This window comes from Aquirhabdus parva (genome assembly GCF_003351745.1).
Classification (GTDB): domain Bacteria; phylum Pseudomonadota; class Gammaproteobacteria; order Pseudomonadales; family Moraxellaceae; genus Aquirhabdus; species Aquirhabdus parva.
Window position 1 is genome coordinate 230,785 of sequence record NZ_CP031222.1, and the last position, 23,929, is coordinate 254,713.

Annotated in this window: 19 protein-coding genes; 5 read left to right on the forward strand and 14 right to left on the reverse strand. The window is 48.2% G+C overall.

What is annotated here, in order from left to right:
* Positions 1-144 precede the first annotated feature (144 nt).
* On the forward strand, positions 145-1,047 hold the full coding sequence (gene truB / locus HYN46_RS01115; protein WP_114897727.1) for a tRNA pseudouridine(55) synthase TruB: 903 nt from the start codon (positions 145-147) through the stop codon (positions 1,045-1,047).
* A gap of 71 nt (positions 1,048-1,118) precedes the next feature.
* Positions 1,119-2,357 carry an FAD-dependent oxidoreductase gene (locus HYN46_RS01120; RefSeq protein WP_114897728.1) on the forward strand — a complete coding sequence of 413 codons (1,239 nt, stop codon included), beginning with the start codon at positions 1,119-1,121 and terminating at the stop codon, positions 2,355-2,357.
* Positions 2,358-2,372: 15 nt separating this feature from the next.
* On the opposite strand, the gene HYN46_RS01125 is transcribed toward HYN46_RS01120, so the two are convergent.
* Positions 2,373-3,281, reverse strand: a complete 909-nt coding sequence (locus HYN46_RS01125; protein WP_210009278.1) for a metal-dependent hydrolase — start codon at positions 3,279-3,281, stop codon at positions 2,373-2,375.
* A gap of 113 nt (positions 3,282-3,394) precedes the next feature.
* On the opposite strand from HYN46_RS01125, the gene HYN46_RS01130 reads away from it, so the two are divergent.
* Positions 3,395-4,411 carry an AraC family transcriptional regulator gene (locus HYN46_RS01130; protein WP_114897729.1) on the forward strand — a complete coding sequence of 339 codons (1,017 nt, stop codon included), beginning with the start codon at positions 3,395-3,397 and terminating at the stop codon, positions 4,409-4,411.
* Positions 4,412-4,466: 55 nt separating this feature from the next.
* On the opposite strand, the gene HYN46_RS01135 is transcribed toward HYN46_RS01130, so the two are convergent.
* From HYN46_RS01135 to HYN46_RS01160, 6 genes are all read right to left on the reverse strand, one after another.
* A complete protein-coding gene (locus HYN46_RS01135) occupies positions 4,467-6,143 on the reverse strand; it encodes an ArnT family glycosyltransferase (protein ID WP_114897730.1) in 1,677 nt (558 codons plus the stop codon).
* Positions 6,144-6,146: 3 nt separating this feature from the next.
* A complete protein-coding gene (locus HYN46_RS01140; protein WP_114897731.1) occupies positions 6,147-6,560 on the reverse strand; it encodes a GtrA family protein in 414 nt (137 codons plus the stop codon).
* Complete coding sequence (locus HYN46_RS01145; protein WP_114897732.1) at positions 6,553-7,557, reverse strand: glycosyltransferase family 2 protein; 1,005 nt, start codon at positions 7,555-7,557, stop codon at positions 6,553-6,555. Before HYN46_RS01145 ends, HYN46_RS01140 begins: the two co-directional genes overlap by 8 nt.
* Positions 7,558-8,412: a ChbG/HpnK family deacetylase gene (locus tag HYN46_RS01150; protein ID WP_114897733.1), complete on the reverse strand. Its 855-nt coding sequence runs from the start codon at positions 8,410-8,412 to the stop codon at positions 7,558-7,560.
* A gap of 195 nt (positions 8,413-8,607) precedes the next feature.
* Positions 8,608-10,038, reverse strand: a complete 1,431-nt coding sequence (locus tag HYN46_RS01155) for a sensor histidine kinase (RefSeq protein WP_114897734.1) — start codon at positions 10,036-10,038, stop codon at positions 8,608-8,610.
* A complete protein-coding gene (locus tag HYN46_RS01160) occupies positions 10,035-10,712 on the reverse strand; it encodes a response regulator (RefSeq protein WP_114897735.1) in 678 nt (225 codons plus the stop codon). The genes HYN46_RS01155 and HYN46_RS01160 overlap by 4 nt, the downstream gene beginning before the upstream one ends.
* Before the next feature lie 183 nt (positions 10,713-10,895).
* Here HYN46_RS01160 and HYN46_RS01165 point away from each other — a divergent pair, with 183 nt between their 5' ends.
* Complete coding sequence (locus HYN46_RS01165) at positions 10,896-11,867, forward strand: cation diffusion facilitator family transporter (RefSeq protein WP_114897736.1); 972 nt, start codon at positions 10,896-10,898, stop codon at positions 11,865-11,867.
* 76 nt (positions 11,868-11,943) lie between these two features.
* Here the strand turns inward: HYN46_RS01165 and HYN46_RS01170 are convergent, their stop codons facing one another.
* Together HYN46_RS01170 and HYN46_RS01175 are read right to left on the reverse strand one after the other, a co-directional pair.
* Positions 11,944-13,638 (reverse strand): cation acetate symporter, encoded by a 1,695-nt coding sequence (locus tag HYN46_RS01170; protein WP_114897737.1) that lies wholly within the window; start codon positions 13,636-13,638, stop codon positions 11,944-11,946.
* Positions 13,635-13,943, reverse strand: a complete 309-nt coding sequence (locus HYN46_RS01175; RefSeq protein WP_114897738.1) for a DUF485 domain-containing protein — start codon at positions 13,941-13,943, stop codon at positions 13,635-13,637. The genes HYN46_RS01170 and HYN46_RS01175 overlap by 4 nt, the downstream gene beginning before the upstream one ends.
* A gap of 306 nt (positions 13,944-14,249) precedes the next feature.
* Between HYN46_RS01175 and HYN46_RS01180 the strand changes: the two genes are divergently transcribed.
* Entirely contained in the window at positions 14,250-17,771 is a 3,522-nt protein-coding gene (locus HYN46_RS01180; protein ID WP_114897739.1) for a hybrid sensor histidine kinase/response regulator, read from the forward strand.
* 11 nt (positions 17,772-17,782) lie between these two features.
* Here HYN46_RS01180 and HYN46_RS01185 read toward each other — a convergent pair whose 3' ends face one another.
* The 5 genes from HYN46_RS01185 to HYN46_RS01205 all read right to left on the reverse strand — a co-directional run bounded on the left by HYN46_RS01185 (position 17,783) and on the right by HYN46_RS01205 (position 23,744).
* On the reverse strand, positions 17,783-18,442 hold the full coding sequence (locus tag HYN46_RS01185) for a response regulator (protein WP_114900507.1): 660 nt from the start codon (positions 18,440-18,442) through the stop codon (positions 17,783-17,785).
* Complete coding sequence (acs, locus tag HYN46_RS01190) at positions 18,423-20,465, reverse strand: acetate--CoA ligase (RefSeq protein WP_228254853.1); 2,043 nt, start codon at positions 20,463-20,465, stop codon at positions 18,423-18,425. Before acs ends, HYN46_RS01185 begins: the two co-directional genes overlap by 20 nt.
* Positions 20,466-20,729: 264 nt before the next feature.
* On the reverse strand, positions 20,730-22,316 hold the full coding sequence (locus tag HYN46_RS01195) for a methyltransferase regulatory domain-containing protein (protein WP_114897740.1): 1,587 nt from the start codon (positions 22,314-22,316) through the stop codon (positions 20,730-20,732).
* Between the two features lie 61 nt (positions 22,317-22,377).
* The gene (locus tag HYN46_RS01200; RefSeq protein ID WP_114897741.1) at positions 22,378-23,265 is read right to left on the reverse strand and encodes a phytanoyl-CoA dioxygenase family protein; all 888 of its coding nucleotides are present in this window, start codon (positions 23,263-23,265) and stop codon (positions 22,378-22,380) included.
* Between the two features lie 26 nt (positions 23,266-23,291).
* Positions 23,292-23,744 (reverse strand): hypothetical protein, encoded by a 453-nt coding sequence (locus HYN46_RS01205; RefSeq protein ID WP_114897742.1) that lies wholly within the window; start codon positions 23,742-23,744, stop codon positions 23,292-23,294.
* Between the last annotated feature and the right edge of the window lie 185 nt (positions 23,745-23,929).

Consider the following 23,929-nt stretch of genomic DNA (forward strand, 5'->3'; position numbering starts at 1 on the left):
GATTGCTGCATGACTTGAGGTTTTTTATTTAAACGAATCGTTTAAGGCATCTTTTTATTTTGCGAGATGATCGATCTAAGATCAAAAGCTGTTCTACACGAAACCTGTTAAAATCCGCGCAATGCTTTCTACTGATTTTGTCTAATGTCTGATCCTCGTCCAAAAATTCCTCGCCGTGCAGTCAGCGGTGTTTTCTTACTGAATAAACCTCAAGGCTATAGCTCAAACGGCATCCTGCAAAAGGTGCGTTGGTTATACCGTGCGCAAAAGGCAGGGCATACGGGCGCACTTGACCCCTTGGCAACCGGCTTATTGCCGATTTGTTTAGGCGAGGCGACCAAGTTTTCTCACTATTTACTGGATTCGGATAAAACCTATCAGACCATCGTCAAACTCGGCGCGACAACGACTACAGGTGATGAGGAAGGTGAGATCGTCCAAGAGTTTGTGATTCCACCTTTAAATGAAGCGCTGATTGAAAGTGTGCTGGCACAATTTCGTGGTCCGATTATGCAGGTGCCTCCGATGTATTCGGCATTAAAAAAAGATGGTCGCCCGCTGTATGAACTGGCACGTCAAGGCATTGAAATTGATCGCCCTGCACGTCCTGTCACTATCTTTAATCTTGAGCTGAACGCCTTTGATGCAACGACACTGACCCTGACGGTGAAATGTAGCAAAGGCACGTATATTCGCACTCTGGCAGAAGATATTGGCGCAGCGTTGGGCTGTGGTGGACATGTAGCCAAGTTGCATCGCATACAGACGGCATCCTTTGTACTGGATGAGCACAATACCATTGAATATTTAGAGTCGTTGGATGAACCAGCGCGAGATGCCTTGTTGCTCCCCACTTATGCCGCAGTTGAATATCTGCCGCGTATTGATCTCAGTCTGGATGAGGCGATTTTCTTTAGTCGTGGGCAGGCGATCAATGCCGGAAATGTGCCACAAGGTGAAACGCTCGCTTTTGAAAATGGACGCTTTCTGGGGCTTGGAATTGTGGATAAATTCAGAACCCTGCATCCAAAAAGGGTAGTGAATTAAACCCTTTTCGCAATGTATGTTGTGATGCTCGGTTGAGTCGATATCAGTTTAAAAATAGTCTGAGTGCATGCATGAAAAGACAGTCAGTCGCCATCATCGGCGCAGGGACAGCGGGTCTGGCGACAGCAATTGTGCTGGCGAAACAAGGGCATGATGTCACGATCTTTGAACAAGCCATTGTCATGGAGAACGTTGGAGCTGGGCTATTACTTCAGCCTTCAGGCATGGCCGTTTTTCAGCATTTGGGAGCTTTAGAGCATGCTTTGGATTTAGGCGCACCTGTGGATGCGCTGCAAGGCTGGTCGAAGACACGGCTACTGGTCAATAGTTATTATGCCGAGGCTGCATCTGAGTGGACGGGTCTCGGCATGCATCGTGCCGCACTTTGCGCAGTCCTGATGCAACAGCTTAAAACGCTGGATATCCCGATCAGTATGGCCACAGAAGTCACCGCGGTGATTGACCATCAGGATCAGATGCAGGTCGATACACTGACGCAAGGCGTCAGCGCTTCTTTAAAGTTTGATATGGTCTTGGTTGCCAATGGTGCACGCAGTCAGTTACGCCCAGAAGTCTGGACACGGCTGAATCAGCCTTATCCATGGGGTGCCGTATGGGCGATCGTGCCGGAGACGACCATGTTGGATTATCGAATTTTGCATCAGTTCTATCACGGTGCCTCGCGCATGATGGGACTTTTACCGACGGGATCGGTACCAGAAAGCGGGCAGCGTTTAACCAGTATTTTTTGGAGCTTGCCGAGCGAGCAAATCGATCAGTGGATCAATGCACCACAAGATGAGTTTCAAAAATGGCAGGATGAAGTCAGTCAAATTTGGCCTGCTGCGGGGGCTTGGATTAAAGACAGCATCCAAAGTAGCCGGCAGTTTATGCCCGCACGCTATCGCGATGTGGTGATGACGTGTTTTGGGCAGAATCGCTTAGGTGTGATCGGCGATGCAGCGCATGCCATGAGTCCGCAGCTTGGACAAGGCGCAAATATGGCGCTACTCGATGCTTGGGCCATAGGGCAGGCGTTTGCAAAATCAACGAATTATGCTGAAGTTTGGTCGCAGTATCATCAACTGCGTCAACCATCGATTCGCTTTTATCAGTCGATGAGTCGCTTATTGACACCTTTTTATCAGTCTCATTCAACATCGTATGGCGTGATGCGTGATGTGGCTTTTACATGGATGTATCGTTTGCCATGGCTACGCAAGCAAATGGCAGCAACGATATCGGGTGTAAAAACAGGACCGCTACGAGAGATTGATTTAGAATCTATCCGCCGTAGCCATCCTGTTTAACGATGCAAGACCTGCTTAGTGCGGGAGTTTCTTGCTGGGTGTCATGATCTTCGCGGTCAGTAAGCCATCTTCTCCAAAGAGTTTTTCCTGCCATGTTGCAAGCAGCGCATCGGTATCGTGATGGCTTGGGTGGAAGTTGGGTTTAAACCAGTCCAAATATTGGGGGATCAGGCTAGAGAGTACGCCTTTACGACCAAAAATATAATTGAAGCCTTTTAGATTTTGACGCACTTTGAATAACTGCCCATCTTTAGCCAATAAACGGGCTTGGAACCAGAAAATAACCGCGAAGAAAACGATGGTCGTCGGGATCATAAAACTGGCTCGTAACAGGTATCCGCCGCCGACCGCTTCATAGACATCAAAGGCCACGGTTTTATGCTCGTTCTCTTCGACCGAATGCCATAGGTAAAGGTTACGGATCTCAGGTGAGAAGGTATTGATCACCTCTTCATCTTTGAGCAGCATCTCGGTAAATACGGCGGTGTAGTGCTCTAAACAGGCGGTTGCCGCTAGATGGACAATCGGTGGCGTGAAGCGTTTGACTTGGCGTAAAAGAAAGCCCACATCGCGATCCAGCTTGTCGACTTGAAAGCCCTGAACAGTTGCAGCGTCATTGAAAGCCTTATGCGCCAAAGAGTGCAATGCCTCTTGACCGATGAATCCAGAAATCTGTGCTTTGAGGACGGGATCGGTAATTCGATTGCGATAGTGGCGTACCGCTTCGACAAAGAAGAACTCGCCTTCCGGAAATAACGAGGATAATGCGGTCACGAATGTGGTTTTAAACGGATTGCCATCAACGTAATAGCGCGGTACTCTGTCTGCAGAGAAGTCAAAATCGATTCTTCTTGGTGGGATTTTTGCCTGCACACCTGCCGCCGGTTTTGCTTTAGTTGGTTCTATCGAGGTAATCGCGCTCATGGGAGTTCTTCCTTTAGTGAACAATCGTACACCCACATTATGTGACGGCCATCGCACATGTTATAGTTCTTCATACGACATTTTTCTGTCAGTTCACGACAAGTAACTTTTCTATGAATATATCGACACCTTTACCAACGGCATCACCTACCGTACTCGGGGTTTACCTCGGGCTGCTGGTCGATGTGGTTGCACGTTGGGATATCTCCGCCGAAGAGCTGCTGGACGGGAGTGGCATCAGAACTGAGCAACTCCATGATGCCTTCTGGTATGTCGATTTTAGGACGTTTTCTGCGATTTTTAAGCGCGCAGTGATCCTCACCAATGAACCCGGACTCGGTTTTCACATCGGCAAACAGATGAAAGTATCGTGTCATGGGCTGATTGGATTTGCAGCCATGATCGCAAAAGATGTGCGAGAGGCACTTGAGATTGCACAACAATTTATACACCTGCAATCCTCCGCATTCAACTTTCGTCTCGAAGTCGAAGGGGATCTTGCTTATTATTATGTCAGTGAAGTTTATCCTGATTGTTCACTCGGTGAAGTCGGAACTATGGCAATTTTGCTAGGTTTTGTGATGATGGGTGAAGCCATTACTGGTCAGCATCTGGAAGGTTCAGCGGATGTCATGTTTGAATGTCCTGATTATTTTGATCGCTTCCAGCAATTGCTGCCAGGGACGGTTCGTTTTGGTCAGCCTTATACGCGAATTGTATTTCCAGCATCATACCTTGAACTTCCTCTCATTATGGCTGATCCACTGACCGCGCGTTTAGCGCGTGAGCAGTGCAAACGTGAACTGAATTCTTTAATGAAAGACACCAGCTTTAGTCGTCTGGTGAGTGAACTGGTTTATGATGAGGCGCTCGGCTTTTGTACGATTGAAGAGGTTGCAGATAAGCTTCATCTTTCGACACGAACCCTACAGCGCCAACTTGCACAAGAGAATCAAAGTTTTAGCACCTTGATTGATGAACTTCGCCAGCGTAAGGCAACGGCTATGGTCAAGAAACGCGAGTTTAGTTTAGAGTTGATTGCTGAAAAGTTAGGCTATACGGATACGACGAATTTTATCCGTGCGTTCAAGCGCTGGACAGGCAAAACACCGAAAAAATATTTAGACTAAAACGAAAAATCCTTTCATACACATCACGCGTATGAAAGGATTGTATTGATCATATCTACTTAGACGTCTCTACAGGCGTACCCGTCATAAATACATCAAAATTACGCTCCTGATAGAGCGGTTTCAATGTGCCTAAAGCCTCTATTTTTTCGTTTTTAGGCACTAGAATCATCATTTGCTCGTTGTTTTTGATTCGGGCATCCAAATCACTTTCATTCCAGAGCAGGTGGCTTTGCTGGGGTTCAAAGCGTAGACCATCTTTGATTTGTGCTGCGCCATTATCGCCTTTGACTGAAGGCCAATCTTCAACCCATTGGATTTGACGTTTTTGGTTCAATACAAAGGGGATGTCATAGTAGTAATTGTGATAGAACACCAGCGGCATATTGGGTTTCAAATCAGCTTGAAAGGCGATCTGATCGGCACTTGATTTATGGTCTAACCATTTCACGAGGAATGTGACGCTGGTACAGAGCAGCAGGGCTGAAATTAGGCCAACCTGAAAGGCTTTAATTTGATTGCGGTGAAAGAGATAACCTGTCAATACAATGGAAATAGTCAAAACGATGGCCAGAGTCAGTAGTCCAGTAGACTCGCTCGGGGTCAATTGACTGGCTGTTTTGGGGATATAAGGCAGTGCAAATAACGCCGCAGTCAGAATTGTGAGGAAGGCTAAATTGGCCCAATCACTCCAAACTTTACGATAAGTCCCATCCAGACTAAATGCTTTATGCAAGACGCAAGCTAGGTAAATGGCCAGTGGCGGTGTTGCCGGCAAGATATAACCCGCCAATTTTGACGGTGGAATCGAGAAGAAGACGATGACCGAAACTGCCCACCAGATGAGTAATAAAAATATGGGCTTATTCAACAGTGCTGCGGCAGGTTTCCATGTATAGCGCTTACCAATCAACAGCAGCCAAGGCAGGAAGCTGATGATCAAACATACAAGATAGAAGGGCCACGGCTGTTTATTATTAAACTGGCCGGATGAGAAGCGATCAAATTGTTGTTCAATAAAGAAATAATGCAGAAAATTTGGATATTTCTGCTGAGCGAAATACAGCCAAGGTGAAATGATCGCGAGAAATAGCAATATGCCCAGCGGATGAAGCAGCGCGGGGATACGACGCCAATTTCCTGTCACGATGAGCCAAGGCAGTAAAATCATGCCCGGAATGAGTACGCCAATTAAGCCTTTGGAGAGTAGTGCTAAAGCCGCTGCTACATAACCCAGATATAAACTTTTACGCTCACGTGTCAATGTGAAATCGGCGAAGGCAAACACTGTCAACGAGATCCAAGCCGCGACCAAAAGGTCATGGTTAATATACTGACTACTGCCGTAGACCAACACACTGCTGGCCAGTACAAGCACACTGGTTCTGGCCAGTGTTTGACGATTTTTGACCTCTGCATGGCGTGAGATAAACCAGAAAACGCCTGTCAACATCACCATTGCAGCAAAAACAGGCACGAGGCGCATGACCCAGACATGGACGCCAAAAATTTCCATCAAGCCCCCACCCAGCCAATGCAGTAGCGGTGGTTTATGGAAGAAGGGTACTCCATCAATGCGAGGGGTGAGCCAATCCCCGGATTCAATCATCCAGCGGGTAATATCGGCATAGCGCCCTTCATCTGGGACGCTCAATTGCCGAATACTGGCGGCGATCCCTAGCCAAAGTGCAATAAGGACTAGAAAGACTTTATTGGAGCGAATCGTAAACATAGCTTATCTCGGGGCTCTTTTATCAGAGTCTGTTGTGTCAAATGCAAACTGCCGACTTAAAATAAAGGTCATTGCGGCAGTTAAAATAATAATAAACGGTAAACCAATGTCGATCGAAATGGTCGTAAAACGTAGCATCAGCAGTAGCAAAGTTTCATTAAATATAAAGCCAATCACCGCGACCAAAATAAAACGGGGCAACGTCTGTTGGTGAGAGAGATCCCCAGCGTCAAAGCTAAAGTAACGATGACCAAAATAACTAACCCAAAAGGCAGTCACAAAAGCAACTAGATTAGCCCAACCCGCAGCAATACCATGATTGGTTAATAGAATGGCAATCGCATAATGCGTCAGCGCGGCCAAAACACCAATGACGCCAAAGCGTGCCAGTTGCCAGAAGGTTTGGCGATTAATCATGACCAGAGCCATGTGTGGAAATATCTGATTTTGGAATTTCTAAGTTGCGTGGGGCGATGTTGTGCTCTTTGTCATATTGGCGCGCGACGATGTATTTGGGGCGACCTTTGGTTTCGTTATAGATACGCGCGATATATTCACCCAATACGCCAATAAACAGCAGTTGAATTCCCCCCAGCAACATCATGCCTGCGGCAAGGGTAGCCCATCCCGGTTGTTGCACACCATCCACCAAGGTTTCACCAGTGATATAGATGCCGTAAGCAAGCGCTAATAGTGCAATTGCTGCGCCGAGGAAGACACAGATCCGTAGCGGTAAATCCGAGAATGCGGTTAATCCTGTCAGGGCAAGGCTAGTGAGACGCTGCCAGTTAAAGTTGGATTCACCTTTGAGACGTGGCGCCTCGGTAAAGTGCACCCCGATACTGTGAAAGCCGACCCAAGCGTAAAGCCCTTTCATATAGCGGGTCCGTTCAGGCAGGTTGCGCAGAGCAAGAACGACTTGCTTATCCATCAAGCGAAAGTCACCGGCATCGGCAGGGATATCAATGGATGAACTTTTATTGAGTAGCCAGTAGAAGTTTCGTGTGAGCCATTGCTTGAGATTGCTTTCTGTATTGCGGTCACGAATGCCGTAGACCATGTCATAGCCGCTTCGCCATAAATCCAGCATGGTTTTGATTGCGCTGATCGGATGCTGGAAGTCAGCATCAATCAAGAGGGCAATATCACCATTCACATGATCTAAGCCGGCAGTGATTGCAGCCTCTTTGCCGAAATTACGGGACAGTGCTAAGACCTTAAGCGGGTAATGAGCAAGCAAGGGTTGCAACGAGGCGATGGTATTATCTTTACTGCCATCGTCGATGACGATCATTTCATAAGAAACACCGAGTTCACTTAAATTTTTGGCCAAGGCTGGGATGAACAGTGGAATATTTTCCGCTTCGTTGTACGCAGGAATCACACAAGAGATAAAAGGATGTTCGCGTGACATTTATAGCGCTCCTGAGGGCGTTGGTGCAAGTGTAATATGACGATCAGAGCAGTCTTTGAGAAATTGATCTGAACTCAGGTACTGGTATTCGCGTACGCGTGCTGCGGCGATGGTATCGCTGAGGTCGGATACATCGACTGCTGGGTGGCACATGATCAGTAAACTGTGATCAATCCGAGATTTTCGTGTCGGTATCTGAGTTTGCCTGATGCTGTTGGCATGATCTAACCAAAATTGCGTAAGCGTAGGATAGGGTGTGGTTTCTGAAAAATCATAGATGCCCGCAAATTTCTGATTCTGCTGGATGCTGACGGTTTCACTCAGTCGGGTTAATGCTTGCGCGCCTAAGAACTGCAGCATCTTACTTTTAAACCAAAAACGTGGGGTGATCACGGTGTCACTCAGGCTTCTGATCCAGCCTGTAAAATTCTGTGCAACGAGAAAATTTATCAATACATCACGAATCACGGGGAACTGATGGATATGTTGATGCCCGTCCACAAAGTCCGGAGCACGTCCCATGACGTCGATAAAGCGTTGCCACTGATAGATCAGCGTCTGTTCAATTTGGGATTTGGATAGGGTTCGAAGCCACGCTTTTTGCATCACTTGTCCCAGCGGCAGGAACAACATTCCATCGCCAAAATCATGCGTAAGGTTAAAATGTAAACCGATCTGGGCGAGTGGTTTGCTGAGTTGGAGTTCGCGGAGTGTGGTGCCGTGGATAGGCCAATCTGATGCTTGGGTCATGCAGGAGGTGGCTTGAAGGCGGTTATGTGCAATGAGATCGACTATCGCCTGACTAATCGGCGTATTTAACGCATAATCATCTGCACAAAAGATAACGTTCGCCATAAGTCAGCCACTACTGGTTAATTCAGCACATTGTGAAGATTAACATAATCATTTCACAGCCTTTTCGTCTTCATCGAAAAATTAAAACCTGATTTGAGTGATTTAAAGCATGAAGACTCAATTTTGGCTTCACATTAGCATGTGAGACTTAGCTTAGACATATGGTGGTAGTGATGTGGCTATTGGGGGATCCAGTTATGCTCTCACCATGCGGAATTCAAAGCGTAGCCCACCTTGATCTGGCCGATTATGCAAGGTTACTTGTCCGCCATAGCGCTGGGCTATTTCCTGAATGATGGTCAGTCCCAAACCACTTCCGGCGTCATTTTGCCCCAGCGCACGATAAAAAGGATCAAAGACCCGGAGTAGGTCAGATTCAGGAATGCCTAAGCCGCTATCCGTAACCTCAATCACGGCTAATGCTTCTTCGCCATAGATACGGATATCGACTTGTCCCCCTTCGGGGGTATAACGGATCGCATTGCTGATGGCATTTCGGAGGATGGTTTGCACGTCTTGTAATGCGGCATGGACCGCAACGTCATCTTGCTGTACCACGCCAAGATCGATATTTTTTTGCAGTGCGAGTGGCATGAGGTCACCAAGCACCTCATGTAAACAGGCAGTCAGCGAGACATACTCAATGTTGCCCGTATAACCACTATGCTGTTTGGCGAGGCTTAATAGTTGCTCAAGCAGGTGCTGGGAGCGATTCAGACCTTGTCTCAGTTGGCGGACGCGTTCGATGCCTTCAGGGGTGAGCGCTGTGTGTTCAAGGTTTTCAGTTTGTAGCGTGAGCGCGGTAATTGGTGTCCGTAACTCATGCGCTGCGTCTGCAATAAAGCGGCGCTGGTGATTGAGACTGTGAGAAAGCCTGCGTAATAAATTATTAATTGAAAATACAAAAGGTAAAATTTCTCGTGGAATTTTTTGATTGTTTAGTGGCAAAGGCACACCATCTTTCTGTTGATCGGTATGTAGCGCCAATGCCGTAATGGGTTTAAACGCTTGGCGAATAACCAGTGTAATGACCAGCAGCAGTACGGGAAACAAAACGACCAGTGGGATCATCATGCGCAGGCTGGTATAGCGTGCCAGTTCATCGCGTAATGCCGTCCGTTGCCCGACGAGGAATTGCTGTCCAGTGGGTAACGTTCGGACAAAAACACGCCAGTCTTCTCCCTGACTTTGGAGGGTGGATAGGCCATCTGCTAAGTGCTTGGGAACCTGTATCCAATGCGCTTGGATGGGCTGCCCATCCGCAACTAAAGGTTGAATAATGATTTTTGCTTCTTGAAGTTCTGATTCTTTATGTTTCTTTCTTTTTAAAGAGAGGTCGGTTTGAGGCGGCTCATCCATGGGAGGGGGTGGGGACGGGAGTTGTCCATGGGCGATCATGCTCGGGAAAGTGAGGGCTTGTTGATCTGCTACAAGTTGTGCGATCAATTCTAAATTATGATCTTGCATATTGAGCGCTTCTTTGCGGGTGGCATGGTACTCCCCGAAAGCGGCTAATAAACCAATAATCAAAATCAGGCTAAAGAACCACCAGACCAGATAATCGCGTAATGAGCGATATTTTCTCAAATCCTGTTCTGGCGCTAAGCGGGGTGCCGAGGTCGTCATGCGTGTTTCTCCACCATCCAGCCGACACCGCGCACATTGGTGATGGATTTGGGTCCCAGTTTTTTGCGGACATTGTGAATCACAAATTCTATGGCATTACTTTCTACTTCTTCTCCCCAGCCGTAGACCGAGGTCTCCAGATCACTGCGAGAAAGAATAGTTCCTTTGCGGGATAGCAGCGCATGCAATAGAGCGTATTCTCGCCCCGAAAGCCTAGCCGTCTGAGGCGGGTCAGTCGCGTCTCGATAAGATGCTTCGTGATTGGCAGGATTTAAGGTCAGTTTGCCATTACTGAGCAGGGGTTGTGCCGACCCGCTTTGACGTCGGGTCACCGCCCGAATCCGTGCCAACAGCTCTGGGACTTCAAAAGGTTTGACGACATAATCATCCGCACCCAAGTCCAGACCCTGAATGCGCGATTGCACATCATCGCGTGCGGTCATTATAATGACAGGTGTTTCACCACTATTCGCACGCCAATTCTTCAGCAGCGTCAGACCATCTTGCAGGGGCAGACCTAAGTCAAGCAGAATCATCTGATAGGTTTCACTGCGCAGTGCGGCATGAGCTAACTGACCGTCCATCACATGATCGACGGCATAGCTGGCGTCGCGCAGTGCAACGAGCAGCGCATCTGCAATCATGGCATCGTCTTCAACCAGTAATATTCTCATGACATCGCTAATCCAGCATTCTGCTCAAACCGTTTATACTTCACCCCTTAGGGATGACTTAGTCATCCCACGGTAAACTTTTCAGTATACTGTGAAGGTAGGTTCAGCACAGCCAAAAAACAGTTGTGTTATGGTTTTACCGCTTCAAAATATTCCTTTTTTTGATCCCTATGAGCAATCTCTATGAGTGGCACGCACGACCATCATCATGAATTTAATACCCAAAACGAAGGTCGTTTGTGGTGGGTGCTATCGATTACCTGCATCTTTCTCATTGCGGAAGTGATCGGGGGGATCTGGACCCACAGCTTGGCGCTGTTATCCGATGCCGCTCATGTTTCAACCGATGCTGCCGCAATTGCGATTGCCATCGCTGCAATTCGGGTCGGGCGCCGCCCTGCTGATGATCAGCGGACCTATGGCTATTATCGTTTTGAGATTCTCGGGGTAGTTTTGAATGCACTGCTCCTTTTTGCAGTTGCCGTTTATATTTTATATGAAGCGTATTTACGCTTGTCGAATCCACCGGAGTTGCATTCCACGGGGATGATGTTTATTGCGCTGGGTGGTCTGGTCGCCAATCTGGTCTGTATGAAGATTTTGACAGCAGGTAACGATGGTAGCCTCAATATGAAGGCAGCATACCTAGAGGTCTTGGCTGATATGGTGGGGTCGGCGGGTGTTATCGTTGGCGCCGTGATTATTTATTTCACCCAATGGGCGTGGGTGGATTCTGTGGTGGCGATTGCGATTGGATTATGGGTACTGCCTAGGACATGGGTGCTGATGAAGCAAAGTGTGCAGATCTTGCTTGAAAGTGTGCCTGAACATCTGGATGTGAAAGCGATTCGGGATGCTTTGACGGCGATTGATGGTGTCGAGAGTGTACACGATCTGCATGTCTGGTCGCTGACGGCGGATAAGGTTTCTTTGACTATTCATCTGGTTTGCCCTGAGCGCCCGACTCAAGAGGTCCTTGAGGATGCGATGGATTTGCTGGCCAAGCGCTTCTCCATTTTCCATGTCGCGATTCAATGTGAAGAGCATCCGTGTGCGATGAGTCGACCAGAAACGGAGCATTATCAGGAGCATGAAATTTCGGTCTATGATTTTTCGCATCAAGAGTCAAAACCCGAGCCACATCATCAGCATTAAACGTTTGATCTTTCAAGCATAAAAAACCGCTCCGGATTGAGAGCGGTTTTTTTTAAGACCAAGAACTTAAGATGACTTAATGCGCTTTACCTTGCTCTGCACCTACACCGGTAATGGAGCGCACGAACTGGGCATCAAATGCTGCTTGCTCAAGTTTGGCTTGTGCACTCTTGTCCGTGATGGAAAAGAACCAGCAACAGAAGAAGGACAACACAATCGAGAATAGAGCAGGATTCTGGTAAGGAATCGGTGCTGTGGTACCGAAGTGGAATGTTTCGACATAGACGGCTTTGGTCAAGCAGATCAAGAAGACCGAAGACAACATGCCGATGACACCGCCTGCAATTGCACCGCGTGTCGTAAGTCCACGCCAGAACATGGACAGCAGTAGCACGGGGAAGTTGGCAGATGCTGCAACAGCAAAGGCAAGACCGACCATGAAGGCGACATTTTGTTTCTCAAACACAATCCCCAAGATCATGGCAAAGACGGCTAGTGCTACGGTTGCGTATTTAGAAACGCGCATCTCATCTTTTTCAGTAGAGCGGCCATGAGCAATCACATTGGCATAGAGATCATGGGATACCGCGGAGGCACCTGAAAGCGTCAGTCCTGCAACCACAGCAAGAATCGTGGCGAATGCAACAGCAGAGATAAAGCCAAGGAACAGATTGCCGCCCAATGCATGTGCCAAGTGAACTGCGGCCATATTTCCACCACCAAGCAGCTCTAACTTACCGGTTACAGCCATTTTAGCCAGATCAAGATAGGCTGGATTTTGGGCAATAAACAGGATCGCACCAAAGCCGATGATAAAGGTCAAAATATAAAAGTAACCAATAAATCCTGTCGCAACAAAAACGGATTTTCGGGCTTCTTTTGCACTGTTGACCGTGAAAAAACGCATCAGGATGTGGGGCAAACCAGCGGTACCAAACATCAGCGCCATGCCGAGAGATATTGCATCAATAGGACTACTAAACAGCGTGCCGGGTCCCATGATTTTGTTGCCGTCGGTATGATTGACCGTACCGAAGACGGTTATGGCCTCTGCAAACATGCGATCTAAGCTAAAGTTAAAGTGGTAGAGCACCATGAATGCCATGAACGTCGCACCACCCAACAGCATTGCCGCTTTGATTATCTGTACCCACGTGGTGGCCAGCATGCCGCCAAACAGGACATAGATCATCATCAATATCCCGACCACGATGACCGCGATCGAGTAGTCCAGCCCAAACAGCAATTTAATGAGCTGGCCTGCACCGACCATCTGAGCAATCAGATAGAAAGCGACAACCACGAGTGTATTAATCGCGGCCATGGTGCGGATTGGCGAACGCTTCAAGCGGAATGAGGCCACATCTGCGAAGGTATATCTGCCCAGATTGCGTAAGCGCTCTGCAATTAAAAATAAGAGTAATGGCCAACCCACTAAAAACCCAATGGAGTACATCAGACCATCGTAGCCTTTGGTAAAGACCATCGCTGAAATACCCAAAAATGATGCCGCAGACATGTAGTCTCCAGCAATCGCAAGGCCGTTTTTAAAACCAGTAATGCCACCACCGGCGGTATAGAAGTCGGATGCCGTCCGATTTTTGGTCGCTGCCCATTTGGTGATCCCTAGGGTTAACGCGACGAAAATCACGAACATGATAATCGCGGTCCAGTTGGTCGCCTGCTGAACCGTTTGACCCAGATCAGGAGAGGCAACCGCTAAGCCAGAATAGGCCAGCGTTGTTGCGAGAGCCAATTGAGTTGATTTCATTTTTTGATCTCCTCCAGCACTTCCTGCGTCAGACGATCAAATTCACCATTGGCGCGCCAGACATAGATACCGCACAAGACAAAAGCACTCACAATGACAGCGATCCCTAGTGGAATCCCGATCGTTGTTGCACCACCGTCTAAAGATTGATGGACGAATGCAGGGTGATAGGACACCAAGTAGATGTAGCCAAAATAGATAAACAGCATGATGATGGAGAGAGACCAGCTTAAGCGAGATTTTTTTTGGACTAGCTGCTGGAATTTCGGGTTTTGGATAATGTTTTTGACGCGATCGGTTTCCATGATGCGTTACTCCTTGATGCGATTTTTAATTTCAAAAAATGATGATGTGTGACCATCAATCAAATCTTTGAGCATTCATTGTTTTATACGCGCAATCCCTTCCAAGTTCGATTGCGCAGGATTTTGTACACCATCACATTAGCAGGCATTGGATTAAATTGAACTTCGACTTTAGTCGAGTAAGACATCGTTCATACGCCATTGGCTGCGAAGTTGCGATATAGTGTTTCGGCGAAGAAATCGAACACGATGTGGATGCAGGAAAGCATTCAGAAAAGCTAAAAAAGAGGCAAGGATAAGGGCATCATGAATGGTTGGTTGGTCTTTGGCGTATTGGTGCTATATGTCGTGCTGTTGTTTGCCTGTGCGTTTCTGGGCGAACGAAAAAACAGCTGGCTGAGTCCGCGCGGGCGAATGTGGCTCTTTAGCCTGACCTTGGGTGTGTATTGCACGTCATGGACCTACTATGGCGCAGTGGGTGCTGCTGTACGTGATGGCATGAGCTTTTTACCCATCTATTTAGGACCTTTGCTCTTCCTCGGGCTATGGCGGGATATCTGGCAGCGTCTGGTTCAGATTCGCAATCGCCAATCGATTACCTCCATTGCTGACTTTATTGCGGCACGGTATGGCAAGTCACCGAAACTAGCTGCCCTGGTGACGATCTGTGCTGTCATCTGGATACTGCCTTATATCGCATTGCAATTGCGTGCTGTTGCACTCAGTGTGGATGTGTTGATGTCCGATCAAGCCAGTAGTGGGGTGACGTCAAATGGTGTTTTGGTGCTCACTGGATTGCTGGCGGGGCTGGCCATGCTCTTTGGCACACGGCATTTGACCAGCAGCGAACAACATAATGGGTTGATGTTAGCAGTAGCGCTGGAGTCGATGGTGAAATTGATCGCACTCTTGGCGGTGGCGATCTTTGCGGTCATGCATATCGAATCGCCACACCCCATCTCTGAGGAGTTAAGCCAACGTTTTAGCCGCTTACATGCCGATGGTTTACCTGCTGGATTTTGGACCCAAACCTTGCTCGCTAGTCTGGCGATGATTTGTCTGCCGCGACAGTTTCACGTGGGTGTGGTGGAGTGTCGCGATGTCACCTATGTGCGGGGAGCACGCCGCTGGTTTGCAATCTATCTCTTTCTAACCGTACTTGCCATAGTTCCGATTGCACTTTGGGCATTAAACATGCCGATCAGCGTGCTACCTAACCCCGATACTGCGGTGTTAATGCTGCCCTTGCTCAAAGGCGAATCGGGACTCGCCCTATTGGCTTTTTTGGGTGGATTTTCTGCGGCAACCGGCATGCTGCTTGTTGCGACAGTGACCTTGTCGATTATGCTGAGTAATGAGTTGATTTTACCGTTGCTCTGGCGGTTTAGACTGGTTCAGCATGACGGTGCGCAGTTTGAAAAAGTGATGCGAATCGTGCGGCGCTTATGCATGTTGAGTGTGATGTTACTGGGTTTTATGGCGTATCGATTATTTGCAGAGTCTACTCAACTTTCGGCCATTGGTTTACTGGCTTTTGCCGGAGTCGCCCAGTTTTCTCCTGCACTGATTGGTGGTTTGTACTGGCGAGGTGGTAGTAAAGCTGGGGTGATTGCAGGTTTGTGTGCGGGTTTTATGCTCTGGGCTTATACATTGTTGTTTCCTGCGCTGGTATCGACATTACATGGTCACTTGTCGATGGGTGTTCAAACCGCACTGCTCAATTGGCAGCATCATGGTTTATTCGGTTTAAATTTATTGCGGCCTCAAGCCCTATTGGGGCTACAGGTCAATGATTCGCTGACCCATGGTGTGATTTGGTCTTTAGGAGCCAATATCGGGTCATTCATTTGGGTTTCACGTCGATTTCGTCCAACCGTCAGTGAGCAAATGCAAGCCGCGCCTTTTTTACAGCCCGATGAACTGGATTTATCTGACAGTCAGTTTTCAGATGAAATCCCACTATCGGAGGATGTTATTTCTGGGGCTGTTGCGCGTCAGACCTTTACCGTCGGGGATCTGGCTGCGTTAGCTGAACGGATCAGCGGTGCTTCTGTGACTCAAAAAGCCTTTGCCAAATTCGCCTCGAGTTTACGAGAGCCATTAAATTTACAAATGCGGGCTGATAGCCGTTGGTGGCAGTTCACGGAGCAGTTGTTGGCGGGGGCAATAGGCGCAGCATCGGCGCGTACATTGCTGACGACAGCCTTACGCGATAATGGACTGGGTTTGGCTCAGGTTGCAGGGTTGCTGGATCAGGCCTCACAGTGGCAGCGCTTTAATCAGCAACTTCTCCTGACCATGATGGATCATTTGACGCATGGCGTCAGTGTGGTCGATAGTCAGATGTGTTTGGTGGCATGGAATCGCCGCTATCTTGAGCTCTTTAACTATCCCAGTGGTTTGGTCTATGTCGGCTGTCCCGTGGCAGATCTTATTCGTTATAACGCCGAGCGCGGCGAATGTGGCGAAGGGTCCGTCGAATCACATATTCAAAAACGTTTGAATTGGCTACGTGCGGGCAATGCACATGTATTTGAGCGGGTACGAGCCAATGGCCAAGTGATTGAAATGCGGGGGCAGCCGATCACAGGCGGTGGCTTTGTGACGACTTTTGCTGATATCACGCAGTTTCGTCAGACCGAGGCCGTGTTGGAGGGGCGCGTTCTAGAGCGAACTGAGCAGCTTGAGTTGGCGCTCTACGAGCAAAAAATTGCGCGAATCCAAGCGGATAAAGCCAATATCTCTAAAAGTCGATTTGTCGCTGCGGCCAGTCATGATTTATTGCAGCCGATGCATGCTGCACGTTTGTTTTCAGGGGTGCTTGAGCAAAGTGATCTCAATGAGTTGGATCGGCAGACCTTACAGCAACTTGATCGTGCGCTACACGGCGCTGAAAGCATTTTATCCGCTTTACTGGAGATCGCAAGGCTAGATAGTGACATGTTGCAGCCCAATATTACAGCGATTGATCTCTCAGCATTGCTGACTGATCTGGAGGGGCAGTTTGCACCCATCGCTATGCAGCGCGGCTTAAAACTGCATGTCCATCCGACACGACTCTGGGTCAGCAGTGATCCACAGTGGTTGCGTCGCATGATCCAAAATCTGGTTAGTAATGCGCTGCGTTATAGCGCCTCGGGTCGAGTGGTTGTTGGCGTTTTAGGCCATTCCCAGAGTGGTTTTCTACGCCTTGGCGTTTGGGATACTGGACCGGGTATTGATATCGCGCAACAAAAACAAATCTTTCATGAGTTTCAGCGCGGTAAAAGTGTGTCGCCGTGGGGTGAGCAGGGGTTGGGGTTAGGACTTGCGATTGTGGAGCGAATGGCAAAGCGCTTAGGGCATCCGCTTCATCTTTATTCTACTTTAGGTAAGGGGTCATGCTTTATGCTGACTTTACCGATCGCCCAGCCTGTGCAGCAGCGATCCGCGCCGACATTTGTGGGTTCCGGTGTGTTGCAAGGTCTTCGCGTGCTTTGTGTCGATAATGATGTAGCGATTTTGGATGCGATGCAGACGCTGTTAACGCGTTGGGGATGTGAGGTCTGGACCGCAACTCAGCCGAATCAAGCTATTGAGCTTGCCAAGCAGGCTCAACAACAGGCGAAACCAATTCAAGTCTGGCTGGTAGATCAGCATCTGGATGCGTATTGTGAGGGGCTGGACTTAATTCGCATGTATGCGCAAGACAGTAAGTCTGCACTCATCACTGCGGATAGTGATCCTGATTTGCCAGAGCGCACCCACGCTCAAGGCGCTGTTTTATTGAAGAAGCCCCTTAAACCTGCCGCATTAAGGGCATTTCTCATGTCTATAAAAGTAACCTAATACTAAACCCACTAAAGTTTTGCAGGCTCAAGGTTGAGGGCGCCCAAGGCCAGTACTGCTTGTGTGCGATTTTGGACGTCCATTTTTCGAAAAATTGCAGTCACATGTGCCTTAATGGTCGCTTCTGAAACATTTAAGGTATAGGCAATTTGTTTATTGAGTAAACCTTCTGCCAGCATCATAAGCACACGAAATTGCTGAGGGGTGAGGGATTGCAGTCGGGCGGCTAGATCAGCTTCATGACTGGCACGTGGGTCGGGATGATTTGAAATATGCTGATTGAGTTGTGGATCTGGCAGCCATGTTTCACCCGCCAATACCGCCTGTATCGCATCATTGATGTGCTGCGGTGGGGCTGATTTAGGAATATAAGCCAGCGCACCATGTGCCAGCGCCCGCTGCATAATGGAGCTCTCTTCATGAGCAGAAACCACAATGACGGGCAAAGCGGGATAGGCTGCGCGTAAGTGCACCAATGCCGAGAATCCTGAGGCATCCGGCAGGTTGAGATCAAGCAGCACCAAGTCTGGCTCAGGCTGTTGATCCAAGATTTCATGCAGCCCTGCAACCGATGCTGTTTCGTGCAATTGCGCTTCAGGCAGTGCTTGTCTGACCGCTTGGGTCAGTGCACTGCGAAAAAGCGGATGGTCATCAACGATGAGTATGTTCATCTGCATGAGAGTAGACTGCCGCAATTAAATTGTCCACGACTGATGGGTCGGCCAAGGTCGAAATATCTCCCAGAGAGTCGAGCTCTCCAGCAGCAAGCTTACGCAAAATGCGGCGCATGATTTTGCCTGAGCGTGTTTTTGGCAGTGCCGGTGCCCAATAAATGGCATCAGGTGTGGCAATGGGACCAATTTCACGTCGTACCCAATCACGGAGTTCACGGCGTAGGGTGTCGCTATAGGCGACATCCGCTTGCAAGGTCACAAAAGCACAAATACCTTGTCCTTTAATCTCATGCGGCATGCCAACAACGGCGGATTCGGCGACGCTGCTGTGCGCAACCAATGCACTTTCAATCTCTGCCGTGCCTAAGCGATGACCTGAAACGTTCAACACATCATCCACACGTCCGGTAATCCAGTAGTAGCCATCCGCATCGCGTTTGGCGCCGTCACCCGTGAAGTAACTATTAGGATAGACTGAAAAATAAGTCTCGATAAAGCGCTGATGATCCCCGTAAATGGTACGCATCTGTCCGGGCCAACCGCCTTGAATCACGAGATTACCCTCACAGGCTCCTTCGAGGATATGACCTTCTGCATCTACGATGGCGGGTTGTATTCCGTACAGAGGTTTACTGGCCGATCCGGGCTTGAGTGCTGTTGCGCCTGCAATGGGGGAGATCAAAATCCCTCCTGTCTCCGTTTGCCACCAGGTATCGACAATTGGGCAGCGCGATTCACCCACCACTTTGTAATACCAGCCCCACGCTTCAGGGTTGATGGGCTCACCGACTGAGCCCAGCAAGCGTAGGCTACTGCGGTCGCTTTGGCGGACAAAATCATCACCTTCCCGCATCATCGCGCGTATTGCTGTCGGTGCCGTATAGAGTATCGTGACATTGTGCTTATCTACGATCTGACCGACTCGTGCCCATGTCGGATGCTGTGGAACACCTTCAAACATCAGGGTTGTGGTGCCATTCGATAGGGCACCATAAAGTAAATAACTATGTCCGGTGATCCAGCCTAAATCTGCGGTACACCAGTACACATCGTCAGGACGCAGATCAAAGACTTCGCGGAATGTACTGGTGGCGTAGACCAGATAGCCGCCTGTAGTATGCAGCACACCTTTGGGTTTTCCCGTTGAGCCAGAGGTATATAGGATAAATAAGGGGGCTTCGGCATTCATGGCGAAGGGTTCACAGATGTCGTCAACATCAGCGATGAGTTCGTGATACCACAAGTCGCGTGGGTTCCAGAGGATGTCACCCCCAGTGCGGCGCACCACGATCACATGCTCCACACTGCTTGTGCCTTCAATCATCAGCGCGGCATCAACATTAGCTTTTAATGGCACCGCTTTACCGCCTCGCATACCCTCATCTGCGGTGATCACAATTTTAGGGCGACAGTCATCAAGGCGGCCTGCAAGTGCTTCAGGAGAGAAGCCACCAAACACTACCGAATGCACTGCACCTATGCGCGTACAGGCCAGCATAGCGATCGCGGTTTCTGGAATCATTGGCATGTAGAGCGTGACACGATCACCAACCTTGACTCCCTGATTCTTCAAAACATTGGCAAAGCGGCAGACTTCGGCATGGAGTTCGCGATATGAAATAATCTTATGCTCTGCCGGATGGTCGCCTTCCCAGATAATGGCGGGTTTATCGGGGTGTGTGATGAGATGGCGATCGAGGCAATTGGCTGAAACATTCAGTTGCCCATCGGCAAACCACTCGATCTTGAAATGATTGGGATCATAAGAGATATCTTTGACGATACTAAACGGTTTAATCCAGTCCACACAGCCCGCTTCATCACGCCAAAATTGATCATTATTTTCAATCGATTGTTGATATCGACTTTGGTATTCAGCACTTGATGTACGTGCTTTAGCCGCAAATGCGGCTGGAACAGGGTAAAGAAGCTCGGTGGTAGACGTCGGTGTTGTCGTCGTAGGCGAATTTGTGTGTTCAGTATGCGAAATCGCAGCAGAGGATGGTGTGTTCAGCATCATATATTCCTTCCATGTGAATGACCGTACTTATCGCGAAAAGCGTCATATTGGCGATCAGTTTTTGATGTTCTGTCTTTATTGTGGGCTTCATGCGGCGCTGATGAAATCATGCTTTAGTCGTAGAGGACGCTTTTTTTCAGATGGCGTACCTAAATTGATTATTAATAAAGGACCATAGATCGGTTTTGAGAGAGCAATTTTTTTAAAAAAGCGCATACAACGACTGTTCATCTGCGCTGGTTATTTTTTGTGTTGATTGGATTTTTAGCTGATGAGCAAACCTTTACGTTGTAGTGCATAGAGCGCTAGATTCAAATGCTCATGCAATGCATTTTCGATTTCCTGAGTGTCCGTAATCAGAATGCCTTGCTTATTCAAGGTAATCCGATTTTCTGCGACTTCTCCTTGTAAGTGATCGATCAGTTCAGCATGTGTATGCTTGCCATCCAGCAGTGGAAGAATACTTTCTTCAATAATGCCTAGATGTGCATTTTCGTGCCATATTGTTGTCACTAAATGATTTTCTTGTGCAGTGATACAGGCTTTGGGATCACGTAAAGGACGATCAGATACGTGTGTAGCCAGAGTGATGGGTTGGTTTCGGAATCGAATCAGTCCTCTGGTGATCATGTTTTCAATGAAACTTTGCACAACCGTCATGCACTCGACCACATCTTTTGGATGAGGCTGCTGCTGTGTCCTGAGACTGACTTCGACTGCGAGGGAGTGAAGTTGTATGGTAGCTGGATAACGCTCATTGAGAATCTGTGCTGCGATAATAGCCAAAGGATGAATAAGGCTGACTGATTGACTTTGTAAACCTTCAAACTGACTTTCATTCGTAGCATTCATGGTGTTTTTAAGCGGGATAAAAACGCCAGCATAGTGCAACTGTTGTAAGCGGACTGGGTCAAGTTGATAATTGACTAAATCGGCGCGTTTTGCGGACATAAGAATCGTTTGGCGAAAGGTTCTTGCGGTCAAAAAGTCTAAATGTTGCTCTATAGCGACTTGATTCCCGTGGCACTCTTTGAGGAGCGGTTCGATAATTTCAGTGGAATAGTTACTGAGAAACATGCTGGCTGGTTGGCTCTCTGCCAGATAAGCCAGTCCATTTTGTCGTGCACGATCAATAAATTCATGAAAGTAACAAGGATAGTTACAATGTTCAAGGAACTCGTGGATCAAATAGTAATCTTGGGCGCTGCGCAGTGTGGGTAATACATCATCGATATTTTTGCGTGTCAGGCTATTCGGGTCAGATCTTTCGTGCAGAAAATCGACCATGCCCCGTGCATACGCCAGTTTTTCTGGTGACGTTTCTCTGCTTGCACCGCGAAACATCATCGCATCACGAATGACTTCGCGGTATTTCCAGCCAGGGTAGGTATTGTAGCTAATATACGCTAGGCCTTCTGCTGACAAGCATTCTCCACAAATGCGCAGCATCGCTACCTGCGCTTCCTGTGGAACCCAGCTGTAGACGCCATGGGCGATAATATAATCAAATGTTCCGAAATTTTTTTGAATCTCGGTTAAGTCCATGAGCATGAGCGTAATGTTTTTAAGGCCGAGGTGCTGAATGGTTGCTTTCCCTTCAGCGATATGGGCTTCTGAGAGGTCGACGCCGATAATCGTTGCCTGAGGAAAGCGCAGGGCGAGGGGAATAATATTTCCACCAGAAGCACAACCTAACTCTAAAATTCGGGCCTGCTCGACAGGGACGGATTTGACATTAAAAAGCGCAGCAATCGCGGAAAGATGCGCAGGGGTAGATTGTGGGAAAGGATGGGAGTGATAAGGCGTTTCATTATAGCTATTGGATAAGCGTTCATTGATCGTGCTGGACATCCCATTTTCCCTTATTTCTTAAAAATTTATAGTAGATTGGCATCGTTGATCACTGCGCTGTCTAACGGAAGTTGACCATACTTTCTGCATATTGTAAGAGATGAGCTGGTAATGGATACATATGCTGATATTGCTGGATTTGTTTTCCAATCAGTCTCACTCGCTGTTTAAAATCTAGGGCTTTGTTTGGCGCAAGCAGTGGCTGATTCCAAGCGGGGATATCGGCACGCTGAAACTCAAAAGCACAACTGATCCGTGGTTGCCCCGCTGCCCGCGGGGACGAGTGAGATCCCCAATGTAGCACGGCTTGGTTCCAAATGATGAATTCACCTGGATTGGCAGGCAGTGCGCGTATGTCTGGGTAGAGCAACTGCCAATTCTTGTCATTTATCGTGCCATATACAGGGTCACGATCAGCAGGGAGTATGTACATACAACCGTTCAAAGGTGTAGCTGGCGTCAAGGGAATCCATGCTGTCAGGCTGCTGGGGTCACCATTACTCAGCAGGGAGCGATAACCTTTGTCGCGATGGGGAGACCAGCCAGCTTCTGCATGCTGAGGATCGATATGCCAAGCCCAAAAATCAGGAAGTATCCAATAGTCCTCACCCAGTAAGCAGGAAATCGTGGATGAGAGTTGCCCTGCCAATTGCCATATTTCATCGTAAACGAATGCAAAGACAGGCAGTAGCCCCCTATTTTTCAGTTGCTGAATCACTTCGATGATTGGCGAAAGTGGAGTATGCCATTGGCCAAAATTACCGTGTAGATACCCTTCATCATGGACCAACTGCCGAAGATAGTTTGCCTGTTCTTCAGGAATAAATGGCGCTGGAACGACGTACGCGCTGGCGCCTGCGATATGAAGCGCGGGTGCCAATGCCTGCCAGAATTCTGGTTTTAACAGGTCATCGACTGGTATGGCGGTTTGGAGAGCGTCTAGGGTCATATCGTGTTCTTTTTATCTTTAAGATTTTATGGACGTTCACGTTGCTTATTCTGGTGATCCCGCCATATCTGGTGGCAGAGATACCAAAAAAGGATAACAACGCTGGTATTCAAAATCGCTGCGATATAAACGCCATGCGTGATGCACATGGTTGCATCAATGGGTGCCCATACCCATAACGATAGGATGAGTCGCCGATAGGTACGCATGCAAGGTTGTTCCGCAAAATAATCAACGCAAATGCGACATAGTACGCCCCAGCTGGCAACTGTAGGGCCGAGGATGCAAATCCAAAAGAGCGTCTGTGCGGAATCGGTGACTGGTGTACTGCCATATAATATCTTGAGCAGCAGTGGATGCAGAGCAGGAATCCATAACACGATTGCTAGGCACAAACCACCAATTACATGAAGGTTAGCGATCCAACGCAAGCCGATTAACGCGCGGGTTATTGGTATGGGGCTTTGTTCTATCGTCATGATGGTTTTGCTTGATCTTATCCTGTCTAATACGTTTTCTAATCGTACCCTTTTGCGAGTCTATGTGCTCATTGCAACAATGTAAAACCAAGCGGCTGTCAGCCTCTAGCAATTACCTACGGTTTTCGCTATAATCCGCCACCTGCTGTAGTGATGCACGGCAGACACTCATATTATTTATGCAT

Coding starts and splice junctions, on each gene's coding strand:
- truB (WP_114897727.1), top strand. CDS start 145: ATGTCTGATCCTCGTCCAAAAATTCCTCGCCGTGCAGTCAGCGGTGTT.
- HYN46_RS01195 (WP_114897740.1), bottom strand. CDS start 22,316: ATGTCCAGCACGATCAATGAACGCTTATCCAATAGCTATAATGAAACG.
- HYN46_RS01185 (WP_114900507.1), bottom strand. CDS start 18,442: ATGAACATACTCATCGTTGATGACCATCCGCTTTTTCGCAGTGCACTG.
- HYN46_RS01200 (WP_114897741.1), bottom strand. CDS start 23,265: ATGACCCTAGACGCTCTCCAAACCGCCATACCAGTCGATGACCTGTTA.
- HYN46_RS01175 (WP_114897738.1), bottom strand. CDS start 13,943: ATGGAAACCGATCGCGTCAAAAACATTATCCAAAACCCGAAATTCCAG.
- HYN46_RS01140 (WP_114897731.1), bottom strand. CDS start 6,560: ATGATTAATCGCCAAACCTTCTGGCAACTGGCACGCTTTGGCGTCATT.
- HYN46_RS01135 (WP_114897730.1), bottom strand. CDS start 6,143: ATGTTTACGATTCGCTCCAATAAAGTCTTTCTAGTCCTTATTGCACTT.
- HYN46_RS01120 (WP_114897728.1), top strand. CDS start 1,119: ATGAAAAGACAGTCAGTCGCCATCATCGGCGCAGGGACAGCGGGTCTG.
- HYN46_RS01170 (WP_114897737.1), bottom strand. CDS start 13,638: ATGAAATCAACTCAATTGGCTCTCGCAACAACGCTGGCCTATTCTGGC.
- HYN46_RS01150 (WP_114897733.1), bottom strand. CDS start 8,412: ATGGCGAACGTTATCTTTTGTGCAGATGATTATGCGTTAAATACGCCG.
- HYN46_RS01155 (WP_114897734.1), bottom strand. CDS start 10,038: ATGACGACCTCGGCACCCCGCTTAGCGCCAGAACAGGATTTGAGAAAA.
- HYN46_RS01205 (WP_114897742.1), bottom strand. CDS start 23,744: ATGACGATAGAACAAAGCCCCATACCAATAACCCGCGCGTTAATCGGC.
- HYN46_RS01130 (WP_114897729.1), top strand. CDS start 3,395: ATGAATATATCGACACCTTTACCAACGGCATCACCTACCGTACTCGGG.
- HYN46_RS01160 (WP_114897735.1), bottom strand. CDS start 10,712: ATGAGAATATTACTGGTTGAAGACGATGCCATGATTGCAGATGCGCTG.
- acs (WP_228254853.1), bottom strand. CDS start 20,465: ATGATGCTGAACACACCATCCTCTGCTGCGATTTCGCATACTGAACAC.
- HYN46_RS01145 (WP_114897732.1), bottom strand. CDS start 7,557: ATGTCACGCGAACATCCTTTTATCTCTTGTGTGATTCCTGCGTACAAC.
- HYN46_RS01125 (WP_210009278.1), bottom strand. CDS start 3,281: ATGAGCGCGATTACCTCGATAGAACCAACTAAAGCAAAACCGGCGGCA.
- HYN46_RS01180 (WP_114897739.1), top strand. CDS start 14,250: ATGAATGGTTGGTTGGTCTTTGGCGTATTGGTGCTATATGTCGTGCTG.
- HYN46_RS01165 (WP_114897736.1), top strand. CDS start 10,896: ATGAGTGGCACGCACGACCATCATCATGAATTTAATACCCAAAACGAA.